Consider the following 16,826-nt stretch of genomic DNA (forward strand, 5'->3'; position numbering starts at 1 on the left):
AGGCTTTAACAAGTGCCTAAACCCGTTGGGTCTCTTTCCCCCGACCGAGGCGCGTGGTTGACGCCCGGCCAGTGCTTCAACGTCCTCGGGATTGCCGCGATCCACGCCGGCGCCGTGCTCGCCCTCGTCCGGGGGGTGACCTGGGAGCTCGCCGCGCTCGCCGCGGTGGCTTACCTGATCCGGCTGTTCGCGATGATGGCCGGATATCACCGGTATTTCTCGCATCGCACCTTCAAGACGAGCCGCGCGTTCCAGTTTTTGCTCGCGCTCGTCGCGACGACGGCTGCGCAGAAAGGCCCGCTCTGGTGGGCGTCGACCCACCGGGTGCATCACAAATACTCGGACACCGATCGCGACGTCCACAGCCCCACGCGCCGTTCTTTCTGGCATGCGCACATGGGCTGGTGGATGGGACGGGAGCACGAGGCGACCGATCTCTCGCTCATCGCCGATTTCGCCCGCTACCCGGAGCTCCGCTGGCTCGACCGGTGGCACGCTCTTTCAATCGTGGCGATGGTCGCTGCGCTCCTGATCTTCGGTGGCCTCGACGTGGGTCTCTGGGGCTATTGCGTGTCGACCTGTCTCTTGCACCACGTCATCTATGCGATCAACTCCGTCGCGCATGTCAGCGGCTCGCGCCGCTATGCGACCACCGACACGAGCCGCAACAACCCGCTTCTCGGCGTGCTCTGCCTCGGAGAGGGCTGGCACAACAACCATCATCATTACCAGAGCAGCGCGCGTCAGGGGTTCTTCTGGTGGGAGATCGACATGACCTATTACGGGCTGAAGGCGCTCGAGAAGATCGGCCTTGTGTGGGACGTGCGCGGCGTCCCCGAGCACGCGTTGCGGCGCAACCTCGTCGCGGAGACCGGCGAATCGTGCGAGCTGGTCCCCGAGGAGACGTCCGCGATCGGTGGAGACGCTGTGGTGGCGCAGAAGCGCGACTGATGTGGTGAGCGCCTCGGCGCGCGCCGTGATCCCGTGAGAGGCGCCCGTGAGTCGCCTTGTGCCGTTTCGTGCCATATGCTCGAGGCTTCTGCCTGGGCGCCCGGTGTTTCTTCTGTTGGCGCGATTACTGCTGGAGCGGCTGCTGCGTTGCCAGGAAGGGCTGACGCGCTGCCTTGAAGGAGGATTCGCATGCTCAGGCGATGGCTGGTGATGATAGAGATGGTGGTGATAGGGGGAGCGGTCGCAGCGTGCGGCGACGGGACCGGGGGCGGGGCCGGCCCTGGGGGCGCGGGCGGGGCCGGCGGCGCGGGCGGAAGCGGCGGTGAGGCGCCATGTGCATCCGAGTGCTGCCCGCAGGAGCCGTTTGCGTGCGCGAGCCTCGACGAGGCGGCATGCCAGGCGAAGCCCGGCTGCGTGCCGGTGCGCGGTGTGCCGCTCGGCGACGACGGTGAGCCGAGCGGGTCGGCGGTCTATCTTGGTTGCAGCTCGTGCACAGGGAGTGGCGATTACCAGACTTGTGTCGTCGATCCGGCGCAGCCGACCGCTTGTTATCAGGTACAGAAAGCGTTGGTGCCGGACGGGTGGCAGGAGATCTTCGAGTGCAACGCCTGCACACCCGGCGGCGAGTGATGCGCCGGCGACCGCACCCACGGAAGCCATCGAGGCGTATCTCCAAGGTATCTCCCGCGCCCGCTCATTCGACCTCTTCGTCTTCGTCGTCCTCATCGTCGTCTTCGTCTGTGGTGTCCGGGGCCTCGCGCTCGAGCTGCTCGGTGATGGTCTTCACCTGGACCTCCGCGGCATGGATCTTCTGGCGGCAAAGCGTCACAAGATCCGCGGCCTCCTTCACGAGCGCCGAGAGCTCATCGATGTCGACCTGACCTTCCTCGATGTCCTGCAAGATCTCCTCGAGGCGCGACGAGGCCTCTCCATAGGAGCGTTCTTTCGTGGCGCCCTGCGGGCTCGCCGTGCTCCCGGTGGACGGTTCCTTCCTCTCGCGCTTCGGCTTTGCCATGGTCCTAGTTCTCCTCCGACCCGTCCGAGCGAAGCCGCAGCACGCCCTGCTTCAGCTCGGCCGTGAGCGTCGTCCCGCGGGGCGCGCGTGCGGCGTCGGTGAGCACCGTTCCCGCCTCCGTGCGCAGGATCGCGTATCCCCGCTCGACCACGCGCCGCGGGTCGAGGAGGCGCAGGCGCCGCCCGCGCGAGTCGACGCGCTCGGACTCGAGCGCGAGCCGCCGGGAGGAGCGCGGGCCGAGGAGAGAGGCCATCTCGCCGACGTGATGCGAGGCGGCGTCGAGATCGCGCCTCGCTCCCTGGCGAAGCTGGCGGACCGCTTCCTGGAGCTGGCCCGCTCGGCGCGCGATGAGCAGCGACGCGGTGCGCGGGACCCGGGCCGCCCCGCGGGTGAGATCCGATGAGGCGGACCGGAGGACCCGCCGGCCCTGGTCGAGGATGTTCAGGAGGGACGATTCGACAACATCCCTCGCGTCCGAGACCCGCTGGACGAGGGATGCGGCCGCGGCCGTCGGGGTCTTTTCGCGCCAGCCCACGAAGTCGAGCGCGGACATGTCTCTCTCGTGGCCGATCCCGACCACCACGGGGAGCGGGAATGTGGCGACGGCCCGGGCGATCGGCTCGGAGTCGAACCAGGCGAGGTCGGTGCGTGAGCCGCCGCCGCGGCATATCAGCAGCACGTCGAGCTCCGCGGCATGCGCCCGGAAATAGTCGAGCGCGTTCAGGACCGATGGCTCCGTCTGCCGCCCCTGGACACGCACCCCGTGCGCCACGACGCGGAACGCGAAACCTGACTCCTTGAACGTGCCGAGCACGTCGTTGTAGGCGTCCGAGCCCAGGCTGGTGATGAGGCCGACGCGGAGGGGCAGGGTGGGGAAGGGGAGGGAGCGGTTCTGCTCGAGGAGCCCTTCCTCGGCGAGCCGGCGGCGGATCTCGTCCCTCCGCCGGGCGGCCTCGCCGAGCGTGTAGCCGACGTCGAGATCCTCGACCATGAATCGGTACGATCCCCACGGGACGTACAGCTCCACGCGCCCGCGCACGCGGATCAGGATCTCGTCCTCGATCTGGAACGGATTGCCCGCCGCGGCGAGCCGCCGCTCGATCTCGGAGCGGGCGCGGTCGAAGAGGGTCGCCTTGATCTCGGCGATCGTCTTGCCATGAGCGTCGCGCTCGACGAGCTCGAAGCCGACGATGCTTTTGTGGGCGGCCCGGTTGTAGCTGCAGACCTCCCCGACGAGCCAGATCGAGGCTGGAAACGCTGCTTCGAGGGCGGCGCGGACCGTTCCGTTGAGCTGCGAGACGGTGAAGTCGGAGGCGGCTGGGGTGGCTGAGCTTGGCCGGGGGGCCATCAGGTCGCGTGGCGCATCGGAGCGGATGGGCTCCGCGGCGTGGACCGGCGCGACGCGCGCATCGTCGAGGGCGAGGGCGCCGCCGCGTTCCCGGTAGAGGCGCTGCGTCACCTCGCAGAAGGCGAAGCCCTCGAGGTGCAGCCTGTCCACCACCGCGACAACGTGCGTCTCCGGGACCCACCACGTCTTCTGCTCGGGATTCCAGCGGCGGGCGGGGAGCAACTTCACGACCTCCACCAGCCTGCGATCGTAGGCGAAGTGGATCTGGAGGGTCCCGGTCCCGTCGTTGGTGACCCGGCGGCTCATCGCGCGACTCTATCATCGCGGGCGAGGAACGCGGGCGGGGAACGCGGGCGGGCTCGCCGGCCGGCATCGGGGATGGGGAACGCGGGCGGGGAACGCCGGCCGTGCGTCGAGGTGAGAAGGTCGCGATGACGCCCAGGAGCCCCGCCGAGGCGGGCGTCGGCGCGGCGAGGCGGGCGCCTGCGCCGTGAGGCGGCCGAGCGTGCGCTGCGCCGCGGTCCTGGCGGGAGGCCATCGCGGCGAGATCGTCCGGCCGCTCGCCGACGAGCTCTCTGGGCCGCGGCGGCTCGCCCCGTTCGAACGCTTCGCTGTACGGCGCCGGACCGCCGTTCTCCGGGCGGCGACACAAACCTGGGACAGGTCGCTGCGCATCGCGCTCGGCGGCGACACCCACCTGGGTCGGGTGGTCAGGTCGCTGCGCCGGATGCTGCCGCTTGCCGGGCGATTGCCCCCCAGCCGCGCTGGAGCCGCCGATCACTTGACCTCAATCTCGCGATCGAGCGCGTCGAGGGCGCGCTGGATACGCGCGACCTCGGCCGATTCGAAGTAGGGCTCGCCGCATTGCTCGCACACCCAGGCGGACACCGCGTCCCAGCGCACGTGATAGCCGTTGCGGTCCACGCTGAACGGAGCATGGGAGCGCCTCATCTCGCCTCTACAATGCATGCACTGCATGATCACTTCCTCTGTCCGAAGTCGGCGGACCACGGATCGGGATGGGGGATGGCGTGGGACGGCGCGCGCCTCGGCGATCGCCAGGCTCCCGCTGTGCTGCACCGCGGTGCTCTGCTCATGCCATCGAGGTCGCCGCTCCCCGCGGGGCTTGTCCCGGGCGAAAGCTCCACGGTCTCCTATTCGCGGAGCGAGCACGTTGCGGTTGGGATGGCGCCGTCCCGACGATCCGATTCCTGCTTCGCGTGCCCCCGCGTCCTTGAACTCCGTTATGCTCGGCGGTGCTTTCCATCCCAGGAGGTCCAAGTTGAGTCGATCAGCACTTGTCAAGCTCGGGTTCGCGGCATTTCTTGCGGCAGCGCCGCTGCTTCCAGCATGTATCAGCGGTCCGGACGGCGCGGAAGAGGCAGAGCTCACCGGTCGCGCGAGCATGTCCCTTGTGACGCAGGCCAACGGACGTGTGTACCGGTTGAGCAACGCGCTCTTCGTCATCGATGGGCCGCTCTTCGGCTACCTCAGCAGCTCGGACAATCCAGGCGAGACGGCGCTCACGGCGGCGTTGCCCGTGGGCGATTACACGAGCTTTCTGGAGACGGGCTGGGTCCTGGAGCGCGACGACGGCGGTACGTTCGTGCCCGTGCAGGCGACGCTCGTCTCCGGCAATCCTGCGCTGTTCACCGTTCACGCTGGGACCACCACCGCGCTGGTTTACCAGTTCCAGACGGACGGCACGATCATCACCGTCGGGGAGGGTCAGCTCGACATCTCCATCGAGGTGACCGAGGTCGGCGGTGTGTGCACGCCGTTCGGCGCGGGCTGCAGCGGCGGTGAATGGTGTGTTCCTGGAGAGGTGGCGGCGGGAGAGCCGAGCTGCCTCGCGGAAGGCGATATCCCCGTCGGCGGCGCCTGTGACGACCCTTCCCGGTCGTGCGTGCTCAACGCGCTGTGCGGCGACGTTGACGGAACGGGCGCCACCTGCATCGAGCTCTGCCCGATGGGCAGCCTCGGATCGCCATGCGCCAGCGGCGGGATCTGCACCGACATCGGCTACACCGAGTTCGGGATCTGCTTCTGATCGTGACCAGCCCTGCCAGGGGCCAGAGCAGCGACGTCGCCGCTCGTAGGCGCGACGTCGCCTGCGCGACACCGACGAGCTCGTCGGGATCATCGCCGAGCTCATCGGCTATGCCGGCGTGAGACAGTTCAGCCGCCTCTTCCGCCGCCACGGCGTGGCCCCGGCCGCGTGGCGCGCCCGCGAGCGCTCTCTGCCTCGCCCCGCGTGAGCTTCCGGCAGGCCTGGCTCGCCGAGCGCGCCCTCCGGCCAGCTCAAACGCCACGACCCCTCGGGCACAGCGCTCTTCCTGCGCGGCTGCCAGGCGGCCCCGCGCCATGGTTGCCTTCTGCAATCGGGTGGGGCATCACCCCAGCACCTCGAGCTGGTCGGCGCCCCCCGCCGGGCGGCTTCGAGGCGGCGGCCCGTCCGGAGCGGGCCAGAGTGAGAGGAGAACCACGATGAGCTACGTTGACGGTTTCGTTGTGCCCGTGCCCGCGGGCAAGAAGCAGGCTTATCGCGATCTGGCCTCGAAGGCCGCGGCGATATTCAAGGAGCACGGGGCGACGCGCGTCGTCGAGTGCTGGGGCGACGACGTGCCTGACGGCAAGATCACCGACTTCAAGGGCGCGGTGAAGGCGGAAGAGGGCGAGGTCGTCGTCTTCTCGTGGATCGTCTGGCCCTCGAAGGAGGCTCGCGACGAGGGCAACAAGAAGGTGATGGAGGACCCGCGCATGAACATGGGCGATGACGTGCCCTTCGACGCAAAGCGCATGATCTTCGGCGGGTTCGACGTCCTCGTCGACATCTGACCTGGATCTGACCTGGGGCTGCTGGCCCCGAACCCGGCCCCGCTCAGGCGGGCCCCTGACGAGCCGTGCCCGGGCAGGCCTCTCAGGCGCGCAACGAGACGAGGATGCCGCCCGCGGCGCGATCATAGCATCCGGCACATATGTGACCTCCGCGCATCCGGGAGCATACCACGCCATCGTGAGTGGATGCGACCTCACGCCGAGAAGACCTCGTCCGTGCGCGCCTGCAATAGCGCGTGGGCTTCGTCGCGCAGCGGCTCTCCGTGCGCGCCGATCAGGTGTCGGAAGGGAAGCGCCAGCAGGCGGCGGAAGTCGTCAACACTCGGGTGGCACGCGAGCCGCCAGGTGGATGGGATGTTCGCGGCGCGGATCAGCCCTTGCTCCGCGAACAGCTCACCGCATTGGGGAGAGAAGAACTCATCGATGTGCGTCCAGTTCTGAACGGCGTCGCAGGTGATCAGGATCCCGCCTTCGTGGTGTAGCAGCACCGCCGCTTCGGAGAAACGTGCCGACGAAAAGACGAAGACCTCGCCGGTGCGTACTGGAAACGCTCCACCCGAGGCGAGCTCTCGATCGGGACCTCGACCGTCGACATGCTCTGCACCAGGTAAGGCCCACAGCGTGGCGCCGTAGCGATCCCGATAAAATGGATCGTCGCGACCATGGAAGGCGCCGAGCCGGACCACATTTCGGACCTCTCCGAGGCCTTCCAGGTCGCGCAACGCTTCCTCCGTGAGCCGCACCGTGTTCAGCAGTGTCAGCGCGCCGTCCTCACGCACGACGACCATGGTCCGACTGGTCTGGATCTCGACGCCGTCATGCTGCGTCTTGTTCGTACCGATAACGAAGAAGATCTCGGGAAACGCGATCCGTAACCTGCCATGCGGCCAAACAGGGCTGTACTCGAACATCTGAAGCTCCTCCACTCTCTTTGGGACGATACGTTCCACGGTCGCTGCGGCCTGGGGAAAAGTCGCCTCGTCTTCGGTCTGCCGTTCCATGACCAACGCCTCCAGAGCCCGCCGCATCGGCTCACGCAACCCGCTCCAGATGAGCTGAAAATGGACCATCGCGTGCTCCTGGTCGAGCCGGCCGAGGGCAACGAGCGCCGCCTGGACCACGGTGAGCCCGTTCGGCCCGTTGCCATGCGCCACCGCCGAGAGCACCGCGAGCTCGGTCTCCGCTTCCGCGTCGGCCGGGTCGGTGATCTCGGGTACGCTGGTCACCGTGCATCAAGCTTGTTGGTTCGTTCTCGTGATCATTTCGACCCGGACCGGGCATAGACCAGGCACAAGAGGTGCATACACATGCGAACGCCAAGGCACCTGTCGTACATCGGTGCAATAAGTTTCGCACCTCAGTACCTCTCTTCGCTGGCTGCACCGGCACCATCGCGGACAATGCCGAGGCGGGCGGACCTCTGAGTCCGTGAAACGCCATGAAAGCTGAGGAACGTCGAACATGAGCAGGAAACTGAACCGAAGGATCTTCCTTCGTGGCATGGGCGGAGCCGTCCTGGCTGCGCCGTTCCTCAGCTCCGTGTGGGAGCGCACCGCAAGGGGCGACACCCCTGCACCTGGGAAGTCGCTCATCGTGATGTTCACGCACTATGGATGCATCACGAACAACTGGTTTCCCGCGAAGACCCAGGGTGAGCTCACGGCGGATGACCTCACGCCGACGAGCCTCGCGCCCCTCGCTCCCCATGCGAAGAAGCTCCTCATGCCGCGCGGCATCCGCTCGATGAACGAGTGGACCGTCAACAGGGTGCGTGGACAGGGGAACGACCCCCACACGCAGACCGTGGGGTCGTTCTTCAGCTGCCAGCCGATCACCCCGAACAGCAACGACCCGTTCAACTTCGACGCGGCGACGAAGTTCAAGGCGATGCCTGTCGGCCCTTCGCTGGATCACGTCATGGCCCAGCAGCTCAGCCCGCAAGGCGCTCCGTTGCTCTTGAACATGGCGGGTCAGAGTCAACACCCTCAGTCGGCGATCTCCTACTCCGCCGCCGAGACCATGTACAGCGGCCTCGACGCGTCGCAGGCCTTCAGCGGCCTCACGGGCCTCTTCCAGGCGGGGATGCCGGTGAACCCGGACACCTACGCGGCGATCCGCGGCAAGAGCATCCTCGATCTCGTGAAGGATGATCTGCAGACGCTCGAGCGGTTCGACATGAGCAAGGCCGACAAGCAAAAGCTCGAAGCCTGGAAGGAGCTCCTTCACTCGACAGGAGACGTGATGGTCCCCGCGCACTGCAACGCGGAGCTCGCCGAGAGGCTCGGCGCGACGGCGGCGAACGCCTCCAGCGTGGAGGCGCCTGTCCCGGGCAGTGACGCCCTCACGACAAAGGTCTCCGGCGATCTGGATGGAGCGGATATCTATTCGGCCATCGCGGCGCTCGCGGCCGCCTGCAACGTCAACCCTGTGATCTTCTTGCATTATCCGGCAAATTACGTCTTCACGGGGCTCGGCATCACCACGGAGTCGCACTCCCTCTCTCACCGCCTCGACAATGCAGGCATGCAAGGCGACTGCCTGCCCGACGCGATCGAGTGGCTCCTGCAGATTGACGCCTACTACGCGCAGAAGTTCGCGAACCTCGTCGGAATGCTCGACAGCATCCCCCAGGAGAACGGGACGACGGTCCTCGACGACAGCGCCGTCATCTGGTTCAGCGAGATGTCGGACGGCAACGCGCACAACCTCAACAACGCTCCGATCCTTCAAGCCGGTAGCGCCGGCGGTTACTTCAAGACCGGCCAGATCATCAACGTCGACCCCGCGTGGACCCCGACGAACGGCAACAGTATGGCGCAGTGCGCCGACGGTACGGGCGAGTCCAACGGTGTCACTCAGGCCACCGGAACCGATCCGAGCGTCGCCAACGCGCCGATCAACAAGTACTTCTGCAACATCATGAACGCCATGGGCGTGAAGGCGGGGGCGGATGGCTTCCCTGCGAAGGGTGGCTCCGCGGAAGTGACAAAGTTCGGCTATTCCGACAGGACGGAAGACTTCATCGGTGGCAAGGGCGCGGTCGCCGGCGCCACGATCCACGATCCGGGCGAGTTCACGGAGCTCAAAGCCTGAGCGCGCTCGGGGCGAGAGCCTGAACACTCGTGACGAGCTCGGGTCCAGAGACCACTCTGCCTGAGCCTGGCGGCGGCGGTCCGACGTGCCGGTGGCATGCTCGCCCTCGCGGTCGCGCCATCGACTAGCGCGCGCGCTCGATCTCGGGGGTCGAGCGCCGCTTCATGAACGCGACCGGCGAGAGCCCCGCGAGCTCGCGGAACTCCCTGACCAGGTGCGGCTGATCGCAGTAGCCGCTCGCGAGGGCGACCTCCGACCACGACCCACGGGCGACCTGCGCGTTCGAGACGACGCGCTGGAAGCGGGTGATGCGCGCGTACTGCTTCGGCGAGACGCCGACGGTCGCCACGAAGGCGCGTCGCAGGTTCCGCGGGCTGACGTGGAGCGCGCTCGCCGCCTCTTCCACGGTGATCCCCCCGAGCGAGAGCTTCCGGACCGCGGCGCGCGCGACGGCCGCCGATGCGGGCTCGAACACGTCGGGACCGAGCATGCGGCCCTCGAGGGCGCGCTCGATCGCGTCCAGGCGCGCGCGCGTGGGGTCCGGCGTGACGCCGGCTCCGATCGCCACGAGCTGCTCGAGCAGAGCGTCGGCGCGTCGGCCCCAGAGATCCCGCGCCGGGACGAGGCGATCGGCGAGCTCGTCCATCGGCACACCGAAGAAGGGGTACGCGCCGCCGGGTCGAAAGACCACCTGCACCGCGAGCAGGAAGCGCGACACGCGCTTGTACACGGCCCGCGTCTGAGGCCCGAGGACGACGAGGTCGGCGCGGTCGGCGTCGAGGAGGCGAAAAACCAGCGACGTCGTGCCATCGGGCAGCAGGTCGAGGCTCGTGATCGGCGGCGTTCTGGCGCGAACGGCGACGACGAGATTGCGGAGCGCACGCGACGCCGGCGCGCCGACCTCCGGGGACGAGGCGCGCCGCGCGATGGCCTGTTCGGTCGAGCCCAGCACGATGCCATCGTGCGCTCGCCTCTGGCCGCCATCAACCCTCCCGGCCCCGTCCTGGCCGTTTCCTCCAAGATTGCACGCCGGGACGGGCACACGGTGGGGTCCAGCAAAGGCTCTTCAGCCCGAGCCCCCAGGAGAACCACGATGACCCTCGACAACTACGTCACCCTCGGCCGCTCGGGGCTGCGCGTCAGCCCCCTGTGCCTCGGCGCCATGACCTTCGGCGAAGACCTCGGCTTCGGATCCAGCGTCAAGGAGTCCGAGGCGATCCTCGATCGCTTCATCGAGCGCGGCGGCAACTTCATCGATACCGCCAACTTCTACACAAAGGGCCACTCCGAGAAGATCATCGGCGACCACCTCGGCCGCCACCCGAGCAAGCGCGACCGGGCGGTGATCGCCACGAAGTTCACCGCCAACCTCTACCTCGGCGACCCCAACGGCGGCGGCGCCGGGAGGAAGGCCATCTTCGCGCAGTGCGAGCAGTCGCTGCGCCGCTTGCAGACCGACTACATCGACCTCTACTGGATGCATGTCTGGGACAAGAACACGCCCATCGAGGAGACCGTGCACGCCCTCCACGATCTCGTGGCGGCCGGCAAGGTCCGCTACGTCGGCGTCTCCGACACGCCGGCGTGGAAGGTGGCGCAGGCGCACGGTCTGGCGGGCTTCCGCGGGTGGGCGCAGTTCATCGCGCTGCAGATCGAGCACTCGCTCCTCGAGCGCACGGTGGAGGGGGAGCTCATCCCCATGGCGCGCGAGCTGGGCCTCGGCGTCACGCCGTGGTCGCCCCTCAAGAGCGGCGTGCTCTCCGGCAAGTACACGCGGGAGAACGCCGGCAAGCACAGGTCCGATCGCGGCCCGTTCGTGCTCTCCGCGCTCACCGACAAGGCGTACGAGATCGTCGACAAGCTCGTCGAGATCGCCAGGGAGCTCGACACGACGCCGGCGCGCGTGGCGCTTGCCTGGGTGGTGGCCCGGCCGGGCGTCACCTCCACGATCATCGGGGCGCGCACGCTGGCGCAGCTCGACGACAACCTCAGCTCCCTCGCGGTCAAGCTCGCGCCCGATCAGGTGGCCGCGCTCGACGCGCTCTCGGCGCCGGCGCTCGACTTCCCCGCCGGCTTCCTGCGCATGGCCGGCGCGTTCATGAACGGCGGTACGACGATCAACGGCGAGAGCGCGCCGGCGCTGCCGATGGTGCCGCAGAACGAGAGCGAGCGGTACTGAGCACGTACGCACGCCGCGGCGCTAGGTGCGCCGCGTGCTCCCGTTGCCTCGCGCCGGCGCCTTCTTGGGCATGACGACGCCACCGACGAACGCCGCCAGGTGCTCGCCGGTCAGCGTCGACCTCGCCGCCACAAGGTCGGCCGGGGTGCCTTCGAACACGATCCGCCCGCCGTCGTGGCCCGCGCCCGGCCCGAGGTCGATGATCCAGTCGGCGTGCGCCATCACCGCCTGGTGGTGCTCGATCACGATGACCGACTTGCCGGCGTCGACGAGTCGGTCCAGCAGGCCGAGCAGCTGCTTGAGGTCGGCGAGGTGCAGCCCGGTGGTCGGCTCGTCGAGCACGTAGACGCCGCCGTCGGCGCCCATGTGCGTCGCGAGCTTGAGCCGCTGCCGCTCGCCGCCCGACAGCGTGGGGAGCGGCTGGCCGAGCCGCAGGTAGCCGAGCCCCACGTCGGCCATGCGCTGCAGGATCGCGTGCGCGGCCGGCGTACGCGCCTCGCCGGCGCCGAAGAAGGCGACAGCGTCCTCGACGGGCAGGTCGAGCACCTCGGCGATGTGGAGCCCGCCGAGCCGGTACTCCAGCACCGACGCCTGGAATCGCCGGCCCTCGCACTCCTCGCAGACCGTGCTGACACCGGCCATCATCCCGAGGTCGGTGTAGATCACCCCGGCGCCGTTGCAGGTCGGACAGGCGCCCTCCGAGTTGGCGCTGAACAGGGCGGGCTTCACGCCGTTGGCCTTCGCGAACGCCTTGCGGATCGGCTCCAGCAGATCGGTGTACGTCGCCGGGTTGCTTCGCCGCGAGCCGTGGATCGCGCTCTGGTCGATCGACACGACCCCGTCTCGACCCGACACGGAGCCGTGGATGAGGGAGCTCTTGCCCGACCCCGCCACGCCGGTCACCACCACCAGCACGCCGAGCGGGATGTCGACGTCGACGTTCTTCAGGTTGTGCCTGCGGGCGCCCCGCACCTTCAGCACACCCGACGGCTTCCGCACCGACGGCTTCAGGGAGGCCCCGTCGCTCAGGTGACGCCCGGTGAGCGTGCCGCTCGCCCGCAGCCCGTCGACGGTGCCCTCGAAGACCACCTTGCCGCCCGCGGTGCCGGCGCCGGGGCCGAGGTCGACGACGTGGTCGGCGATCACGATCGTCTCCGGCTTGTGCTCGACAACGAGGACGGTGTTGCCCTTGTCGCGCAGCCGCAGCAAAAGGTCGTTCATCCGCTGGATGTCATGCGGGTGCAGCCCGATCGTCGGCTCGTCGAAGACATAGGTCACGTCGGTGAGCGACGACCCGAGGTGGCGGATCATCTTTGTGCGCTGCGCCTCACCGCCCGAGAGCGTGCCGGACGGCCGGTCGAGGCTGAGGTAGCCGAGCCCGATCTCCACGAACGATTCGAGCGTGTGGCGCAGCGCCCCGAGGAGCGGCGCGACGGACGGCTGCTCCAGACCGCGCACCCACTCGGCCAGGTCGCTGATCTGCATCGCGCAGACATCGGCGATGTTCTTGCCCTTGATCTTGGAGGACCGGGCGGCCTCGCCGAGCCGGGTGCCGCCGCACTCGGGACAGGTGGTGAACGTGACCGCCCGCTCCACGAAGGCGCGGATGTGCGGCTGCAGCGAGTCGACGTCCTTGGACAGGAACGACTTCTGGATCCTCGGGATCAGACCCTCGTACGTCAGGTTGATGTTGTCGACCTTGATCTTCGTCGGCTCCTTATGGAGCAGGTCGTGGAGCTCCTTCTTTGTGAACTTGCGGATCGGCTTGTCCGCGTCGAAGAAGCCGCAGCCGTTGAAGATGCGGCCGTACCAGCCGTCGATGCTGAAGCCGGGGATCGTGAGCGCACCCCCGTTGAGCGACTTGCTGTCGTCGTACAGCTGAGACAGGTCAATGTCGTTGACCGAGCCCCGGCCCTCGCAGCGAGGACACATGCCGCCGGCGCGGGTGAATGTCTGTTTCACGGCCTTGCTGCCGGCGCCGCGTTCGACCGTGATCTCGCCGCTCGCCCGGACCGAGGGGACGTTGAAGGAGTACGCGTTGGGCGGGCCGATGTGCGGCTTGCCGAGGCGGCTGAAGAGGATGCGCAGCATGGCGTTGGCGTCGGTGGCGGTGCCGACCGTGGAGCGGGGGTCGGCGCCCATCCGCTCCTGGTCGACGATGATCGCGGTCGTCAGCCCGTCCAGCACGTCGACCTCGGGCCGGGCCAGCGTCGGCATGAACCCCTGCACGAACGCGCTGTAGGTCTCGTTGATCAGCCGCTGCGACTCCGCCGCGATGGTGCTGAACACAAGCGACGATTTGCCCGATCCCGAGACGCCGGTGAACACGGTCAGCCGCCGCTTGGGGAGCTCGACGCTGACGTCCTTCAGGTTGTTCTCCCGGGCGCCCTGGATGCGGATCAGGTCATGGCTGTCTGCGGAGTGCTGGTTCTGGGAGGTCATGTTCGTCATCATGTCATCGAGTATCGACGGTTTGTGAAGTGTGTGGGCGACGCGGCCTTTCGGTGACCTCAGGCCACGGGCCTCACCGGCTCATGGAAGCTTCGCGAGCAGGTCGACGAGCTTCCCGCCCATCATGTTCCAGCCGTAGCGCGCGCCGCCGAATTCTCGCTTCTGGTCCGGCTTGAAGCCCGACTGCACGAGGGACAGGCGCGTGCCCGACGCCGTGGGCGTGAGCGTGAACGTCACGACGGTGTCCAGGAAGGGGACGCTCCACGTGTAGCTGAGCTTCCGATGCGCTTCGATCTCGACGAGCCGGCAATTCACGGTGCCGTCCCAGCCGGGATACGGCTGAGTCTTGAACGTGAACGCCGCCCCCGGATCGAGCTTGAGACCGACGACGGGCAGGAGCCACTCCGCGAGCAGCACGGGGTCGGTGAGCGCGCGCCACACCTTCTCCGGCGGATGACGCAGATCGAATTCGAACGAAAGGGACTCGGTCTGCGATTGTGCGGTCTTGTCCGTGAGAGTCATTCGTCCATTTTCTCCAGCAGCTGTTCAAGGCGATCGACGTGCTCCGTCCAGAAGGCGCGGTAGTGCGCGATCCAGTCGATGAGCGGCTTCATCCCGCGCGGCTCCACCCGGTAGTAGACACAGCGCCCCTCGCGCCGGCCGTTCACCAGGCCGGCGTCCTTCAACGTGGCGAGGTGCTGCGAGACCGCCGGCTGCGAGATGTCGAAGCGCGCCGTGAGCTCCTTCACGGCCGCTTCGCCACGCGTGAGCGACTCGAAGATCGCCCGGCGGCTGGGGTCCGCCAGCGCCTGGAAGATCTTGTCTTCGGCCACGGTCGCGCTCTGCATCCCTGACGTATAAGCTGTCGCTTATCGGTTGTCAAGCGCGCGGATCGCGCTGCTCGGCTCGAAGGTTCACTCGTCGCTGTGTCCCTTTGGGGCGGGACGTCCTCCTTCAGTCGTCTCGTCGAGCTGCTGCGGTCTGCCTGGGCGAGTCGTGGGTTCCCTACGGTCCGATCCTGCAGGTGATGCGCTGGTTCGGGAAGGCCCCGGCGGTGAAGATCTTCCCCAAGCCAGCGCTCGAGAACGAGCTAAGCCGGACCGGCTTTATCGACCTCTTGCCGCTCGACGTCGGGGCCAAGCCGATCGTCGCGTTCATCGTCGCCGCAAAGCCTCGATAGCTCGGCGAGCGCGCAGCGCGGGCGTGCAGCGCGGGCGCGGGCGACCCGACCCAGGTGGAGACGCGGCGCCCCCCGGGGTCCCAGCTCGCCTCCACCTCGCGCGAGTCGGCCGCGTGTGATGCCGCGTACCCGTGCGGCGCGGGCTCCCGATCGCGCGCCGCCGCTCGGCTCGGAAGGGGATTCACGCTAGCATGCCGCAAGGCTCATGCCCGAGGTCCTGCGCAACGCTCATTTCATCGTGGCCGTCGATCGCATCGCGAAGATCGTGAGGGTCACGCGGACCGCCGAGCCGTTTGATTCCATCGAGCAGATCGAGCAGGAGTGTCTGGAGATCACCGCGGCGCTCGCGCCGGTCGACCGGAGCGCGATGTCGCTGCTCCTGGACATCCGGGCGGCCCCGGGGCGAAATGATTCGAGGTTCGAAGACGCAACGCTGCAGCTGCGGACCGCCGCCGTGCGCGGCTTCGGGTGCGTGGCCGTCCTCGTGGGGACCCCCGCCGGGGCGCTGCAGGTCCGGCGCCATAGCCGCGAGGACGGCATCGATCGCCTGATCAGCGACAACGAGGACGAGCTGCTCGCCTACCTCGCCGCCGTGCCCTCGCGCCACCGCTGATCGCGGCCTCGGCGGTCGCGGGCCTCACCTCGCGCTCCGTCACGACGGGCTCAACGCTGGAGTCCACCTTTCCACGGGACACACCGCGCGGCATGCCCCGGGGTTTCGATGCCGGTTTTCGTCAAGATGTCCCTGTGGCGGGCGGTTTGGTCGTGTGATAGTCTGTCGTCCCGTCGAGCGCTCGGGCAATAGACGCTCTCCAGGGACCGGCGACCATGAGTCAGAGGAACACCAAGCCGCGCTCAGCTCGCACCACGCCCGGGAAGAAGGGCCGGCGGCTCGCCCACAAGGACGCAGCGGGTCGCGTGCATCTCACGCTCCATCGCGACCCCGCCAGCGGAAATGAGCGCGTGGCGCTCAGGAGTCCGGTGTTCGGCGAGGCGTGGCAGAACGACATCGCGACGGCCGCGGCCAATACGGCCTATGCCGTCATGCGCGGGGAGCCGACCGTGAACGGCGCGATCGAGCTGGCGCGGAACGCGATGGCGGCCACGTCGCGGCTCGCGGCGGGGCTCCTGGCGCGCGCGCCGAGCGGCGCGGTGGCGTGCAGGGCGGGGTGTGACCATTGTTGCTATCAATCGGTCGGGGTCACGCCGCCGGAGGCGCTCGCGATCGCCGACCACTTGAAGACAACCTTGCCGGACGCACAGCTCGCGCGAGTGACTCGGCATGTGTCCGAGTGTCACGAGAAGACGCGAGCTCTGCCGTCGGCGGAGCGGTTCTCGCCGGACCACCCTTGTCCTTTTCTCGAGGCGGGCCGGTGTGCGGTCTACGAGGTTCGCCCGCTCTCGTGTCGAGGAATGAACTCGCTCGACGCGGGAGAGTGCGCGACCAGGCTGCGGGACCCCGAGGCGCGAGCCGCGTTCCTGGCGCGCGGCCTGGGCGGCCGTTCGTTCATGGAGCCCATTCGCGCCTCCCAGGCCATCAGCGCCGGTCTGCAGCTGAGCCTCTCCGAGCTCTTCCGCCTCGACATGCGCCCCCTGGAGCTGACGGCGGCCATGCACCTGCTCCTGACCGGGCCGGAATCGCTCGCCGACGCATGGCTCCGCGGGCAGCGGCCCTTCGAGCCGGCGCGCGGCGCCGACCGGGGGAAGGATCCCGGCCTGGGCGAGCCCATCGAGGCGCTGGGCCTCGCCCCCGGCCGGGATCCGTGAGCGC

At 68.3% G+C, this 16,826-nt stretch carries 17 protein-coding genes; 9 read left to right on the forward strand and 8 right to left on the reverse strand.

Features of this window, described 5'->3' with window-relative positions:
* Positions 1-57: 57 nt before the first annotated feature.
* Positions 58-951, forward strand: a complete 894-nt coding sequence (locus WME75_RS13670) for an acyl-CoA desaturase (protein WP_437490417.1) — start codon at positions 58-60, stop codon at positions 949-951.
* Between the two features lie 189 nt (positions 952-1,140).
* Positions 1,141-1,581, forward strand: coding sequence for a hypothetical protein (locus tag WME75_RS13675; RefSeq protein WP_437490420.1), 441 nt, complete (start codon positions 1,141-1,143; stop codon positions 1,579-1,581).
* Between the two features lie 64 nt (positions 1,582-1,645).
* Here the strand turns inward: WME75_RS13675 and xseB are convergent, their stop codons facing one another.
* The 3 genes from xseB to WME75_RS13690 form a co-directional block, all read right to left on the reverse strand.
* Positions 1,646-1,966 (reverse strand): exodeoxyribonuclease VII small subunit, encoded by a 321-nt coding sequence (xseB, locus tag WME75_RS13680; protein ID WP_437490422.1) that lies wholly within the window; start codon positions 1,964-1,966, stop codon positions 1,646-1,648.
* A gap of 4 nt (positions 1,967-1,970) precedes the next feature.
* Positions 1,971-3,620 (reverse strand): exodeoxyribonuclease VII large subunit, encoded by a 1,650-nt coding sequence (gene xseA, locus WME75_RS13685; RefSeq protein WP_437490425.1) that lies wholly within the window; start codon positions 3,618-3,620, stop codon positions 1,971-1,973.
* Positions 3,621-4,091: 471 nt separating this feature from the next.
* Complete coding sequence (locus tag WME75_RS13690) at positions 4,092-4,292, reverse strand: YgiT-type zinc finger protein (RefSeq protein WP_437490427.1); 201 nt, start codon at positions 4,290-4,292, stop codon at positions 4,092-4,094.
* Between the two features lie 427 nt (positions 4,293-4,719).
* On the opposite strand from WME75_RS13690, the gene WME75_RS13695 reads away from it, so the two are divergent.
* Both WME75_RS13695 and WME75_RS13700 read left to right on the forward strand, forming a co-directional pair.
* Positions 4,720-5,364: a hypothetical protein gene (locus WME75_RS13695; protein ID WP_437490430.1), complete on the forward strand. Its 645-nt coding sequence runs from the start codon at positions 4,720-4,722 to the stop codon at positions 5,362-5,364.
* A 437-nt stretch (positions 5,365-5,801) separates the two neighbouring features.
* Entirely contained in the window at positions 5,802-6,152 is a 351-nt protein-coding gene (locus tag WME75_RS13700) for a DUF1428 domain-containing protein (RefSeq protein ID WP_437490433.1), read from the forward strand.
* Positions 6,153-6,346: 194 nt separating this feature from the next.
* Here the strand turns inward: WME75_RS13700 and WME75_RS13705 are convergent, their stop codons facing one another.
* The gene (locus tag WME75_RS13705; protein WP_437490435.1) at positions 6,347-7,378 is read right to left on the reverse strand and encodes a hypothetical protein; all 1,032 of its coding nucleotides are present in this window, start codon (positions 7,376-7,378) and stop codon (positions 6,347-6,349) included.
* A gap of 235 nt (positions 7,379-7,613) precedes the next feature.
* Here WME75_RS13705 and WME75_RS13710 point away from each other — a divergent pair, with 235 nt between their 5' ends.
* Positions 7,614-9,245 (forward strand): DUF1552 domain-containing protein, encoded by a 1,632-nt coding sequence (locus WME75_RS13710; RefSeq protein WP_437490438.1) that lies wholly within the window; start codon positions 7,614-7,616, stop codon positions 9,243-9,245.
* A gap of 124 nt (positions 9,246-9,369) precedes the next feature.
* Here WME75_RS13710 and WME75_RS13715 read toward each other — a convergent pair whose 3' ends face one another.
* Positions 9,370-10,197 (reverse strand): helix-turn-helix domain-containing protein, encoded by an 828-nt coding sequence (locus WME75_RS13715; protein ID WP_437490440.1) that lies wholly within the window; start codon positions 10,195-10,197, stop codon positions 9,370-9,372.
* A 141-nt stretch (positions 10,198-10,338) separates the two neighbouring features.
* Between WME75_RS13715 and WME75_RS13720 the strand changes: the two genes are divergently transcribed.
* A complete protein-coding gene (locus WME75_RS13720; RefSeq protein WP_437490443.1) occupies positions 10,339-11,424 on the forward strand; it encodes an aldo/keto reductase in 1,086 nt (361 codons plus the stop codon).
* A gap of 21 nt (positions 11,425-11,445) precedes the next feature.
* Here WME75_RS13720 and WME75_RS13725 read toward each other — a convergent pair whose 3' ends face one another.
* From WME75_RS13725 to WME75_RS13735, 3 genes are all read right to left on the reverse strand, one after another.
* Positions 11,446-13,866, reverse strand: a complete 2,421-nt coding sequence (locus WME75_RS13725) for an ATP-binding cassette domain-containing protein (RefSeq protein WP_437490446.1) — start codon at positions 13,864-13,866, stop codon at positions 11,446-11,448.
* 90 nt (positions 13,867-13,956) lie between these two features.
* A complete protein-coding gene (locus WME75_RS13730) occupies positions 13,957-14,397 on the reverse strand; it encodes an SRPBCC family protein (RefSeq protein WP_437490449.1) in 441 nt (146 codons plus the stop codon).
* Positions 14,394-14,723 (reverse strand): ArsR/SmtB family transcription factor, encoded by a 330-nt coding sequence (locus tag WME75_RS13735; RefSeq protein ID WP_437490452.1) that lies wholly within the window; start codon positions 14,721-14,723, stop codon positions 14,394-14,396. Before WME75_RS13735 ends, WME75_RS13730 begins: the two co-directional genes overlap by 4 nt.
* A 206-nt stretch (positions 14,724-14,929) precedes the next feature.
* Here WME75_RS13735 and WME75_RS13740 point away from each other — a divergent pair, with 206 nt between their 5' ends.
* From WME75_RS13740 to WME75_RS13750, 3 genes are all read left to right on the forward strand, one after another.
* Complete coding sequence (locus WME75_RS13740) at positions 14,930-15,055, forward strand: hypothetical protein (protein ID WP_437490454.1); 126 nt, start codon at positions 14,930-14,932, stop codon at positions 15,053-15,055.
* A 205-nt stretch (positions 15,056-15,260) separates the two neighbouring features.
* Positions 15,261-15,668 carry a hypothetical protein gene (locus WME75_RS13745; protein WP_437490456.1) on the forward strand — a complete coding sequence of 136 codons (408 nt, stop codon included), beginning with the start codon at positions 15,261-15,263 and terminating at the stop codon, positions 15,666-15,668.
* A gap of 350 nt (positions 15,669-16,018) precedes the next feature.
* A complete protein-coding gene (locus WME75_RS13750; RefSeq protein ID WP_437490458.1) occupies positions 16,019-16,822 on the forward strand; it encodes a YkgJ family cysteine cluster protein in 804 nt (267 codons plus the stop codon).
* The last annotated feature ends 4 nt before the right edge of the window (positions 16,823-16,826 follow it).

Source organism: Sorangium sp. So ce1014 (genome assembly GCF_051521505.1).
Classification (GTDB): Bacteria; Myxococcota_A; Polyangia; order Polyangiales; family Polyangiaceae; genus Sorangium.

Coding starts and splice junctions, on each gene's coding strand:
- WME75_RS13675 (WP_437490420.1), top strand. CDS start 1,141: ATGCTCAGGCGATGGCTGGTGATGATAGAGATGGTGGTGATAGGGGGA.
- xseB (WP_437490422.1), bottom strand. CDS start 1,966: ATGGCAAAGCCGAAGCGCGAGAGGAAGGAACCGTCCACCGGGAGCACG.
- xseA (WP_437490425.1), bottom strand. CDS start 3,620: ATGAGCCGCCGGGTCACCAACGACGGGACCGGGACCCTCCAGATCCAC.
- WME75_RS13690 (WP_437490427.1), bottom strand. CDS start 4,292: ATGCAGTGCATGCATTGTAGAGGCGAGATGAGGCGCTCCCATGCTCCG.
- WME75_RS13695 (WP_437490430.1), top strand. CDS start 4,720: ATGTCCCTTGTGACGCAGGCCAACGGACGTGTGTACCGGTTGAGCAAC.
- WME75_RS13700 (WP_437490433.1), top strand. CDS start 5,802: ATGAGCTACGTTGACGGTTTCGTTGTGCCCGTGCCCGCGGGCAAGAAG.
- WME75_RS13710 (WP_437490438.1), top strand. CDS start 7,614: ATGAGCAGGAAACTGAACCGAAGGATCTTCCTTCGTGGCATGGGCGGA.
- WME75_RS13720 (WP_437490443.1), top strand. CDS start 10,339: ATGACCCTCGACAACTACGTCACCCTCGGCCGCTCGGGGCTGCGCGTC.
- WME75_RS13725 (WP_437490446.1), bottom strand. CDS start 13,866: ATGACCTCCCAGAACCAGCACTCCGCAGACAGCCATGACCTGATCCGC.
- WME75_RS13730 (WP_437490449.1), bottom strand. CDS start 14,397: ATGACTCTCACGGACAAGACCGCACAATCGCAGACCGAGTCCCTTTCG.
- WME75_RS13735 (WP_437490452.1), bottom strand. CDS start 14,723: ATGCAGAGCGCGACCGTGGCCGAAGACAAGATCTTCCAGGCGCTGGCG.
- WME75_RS13745 (WP_437490456.1), top strand. CDS start 15,261: ATGCCCGAGGTCCTGCGCAACGCTCATTTCATCGTGGCCGTCGATCGC.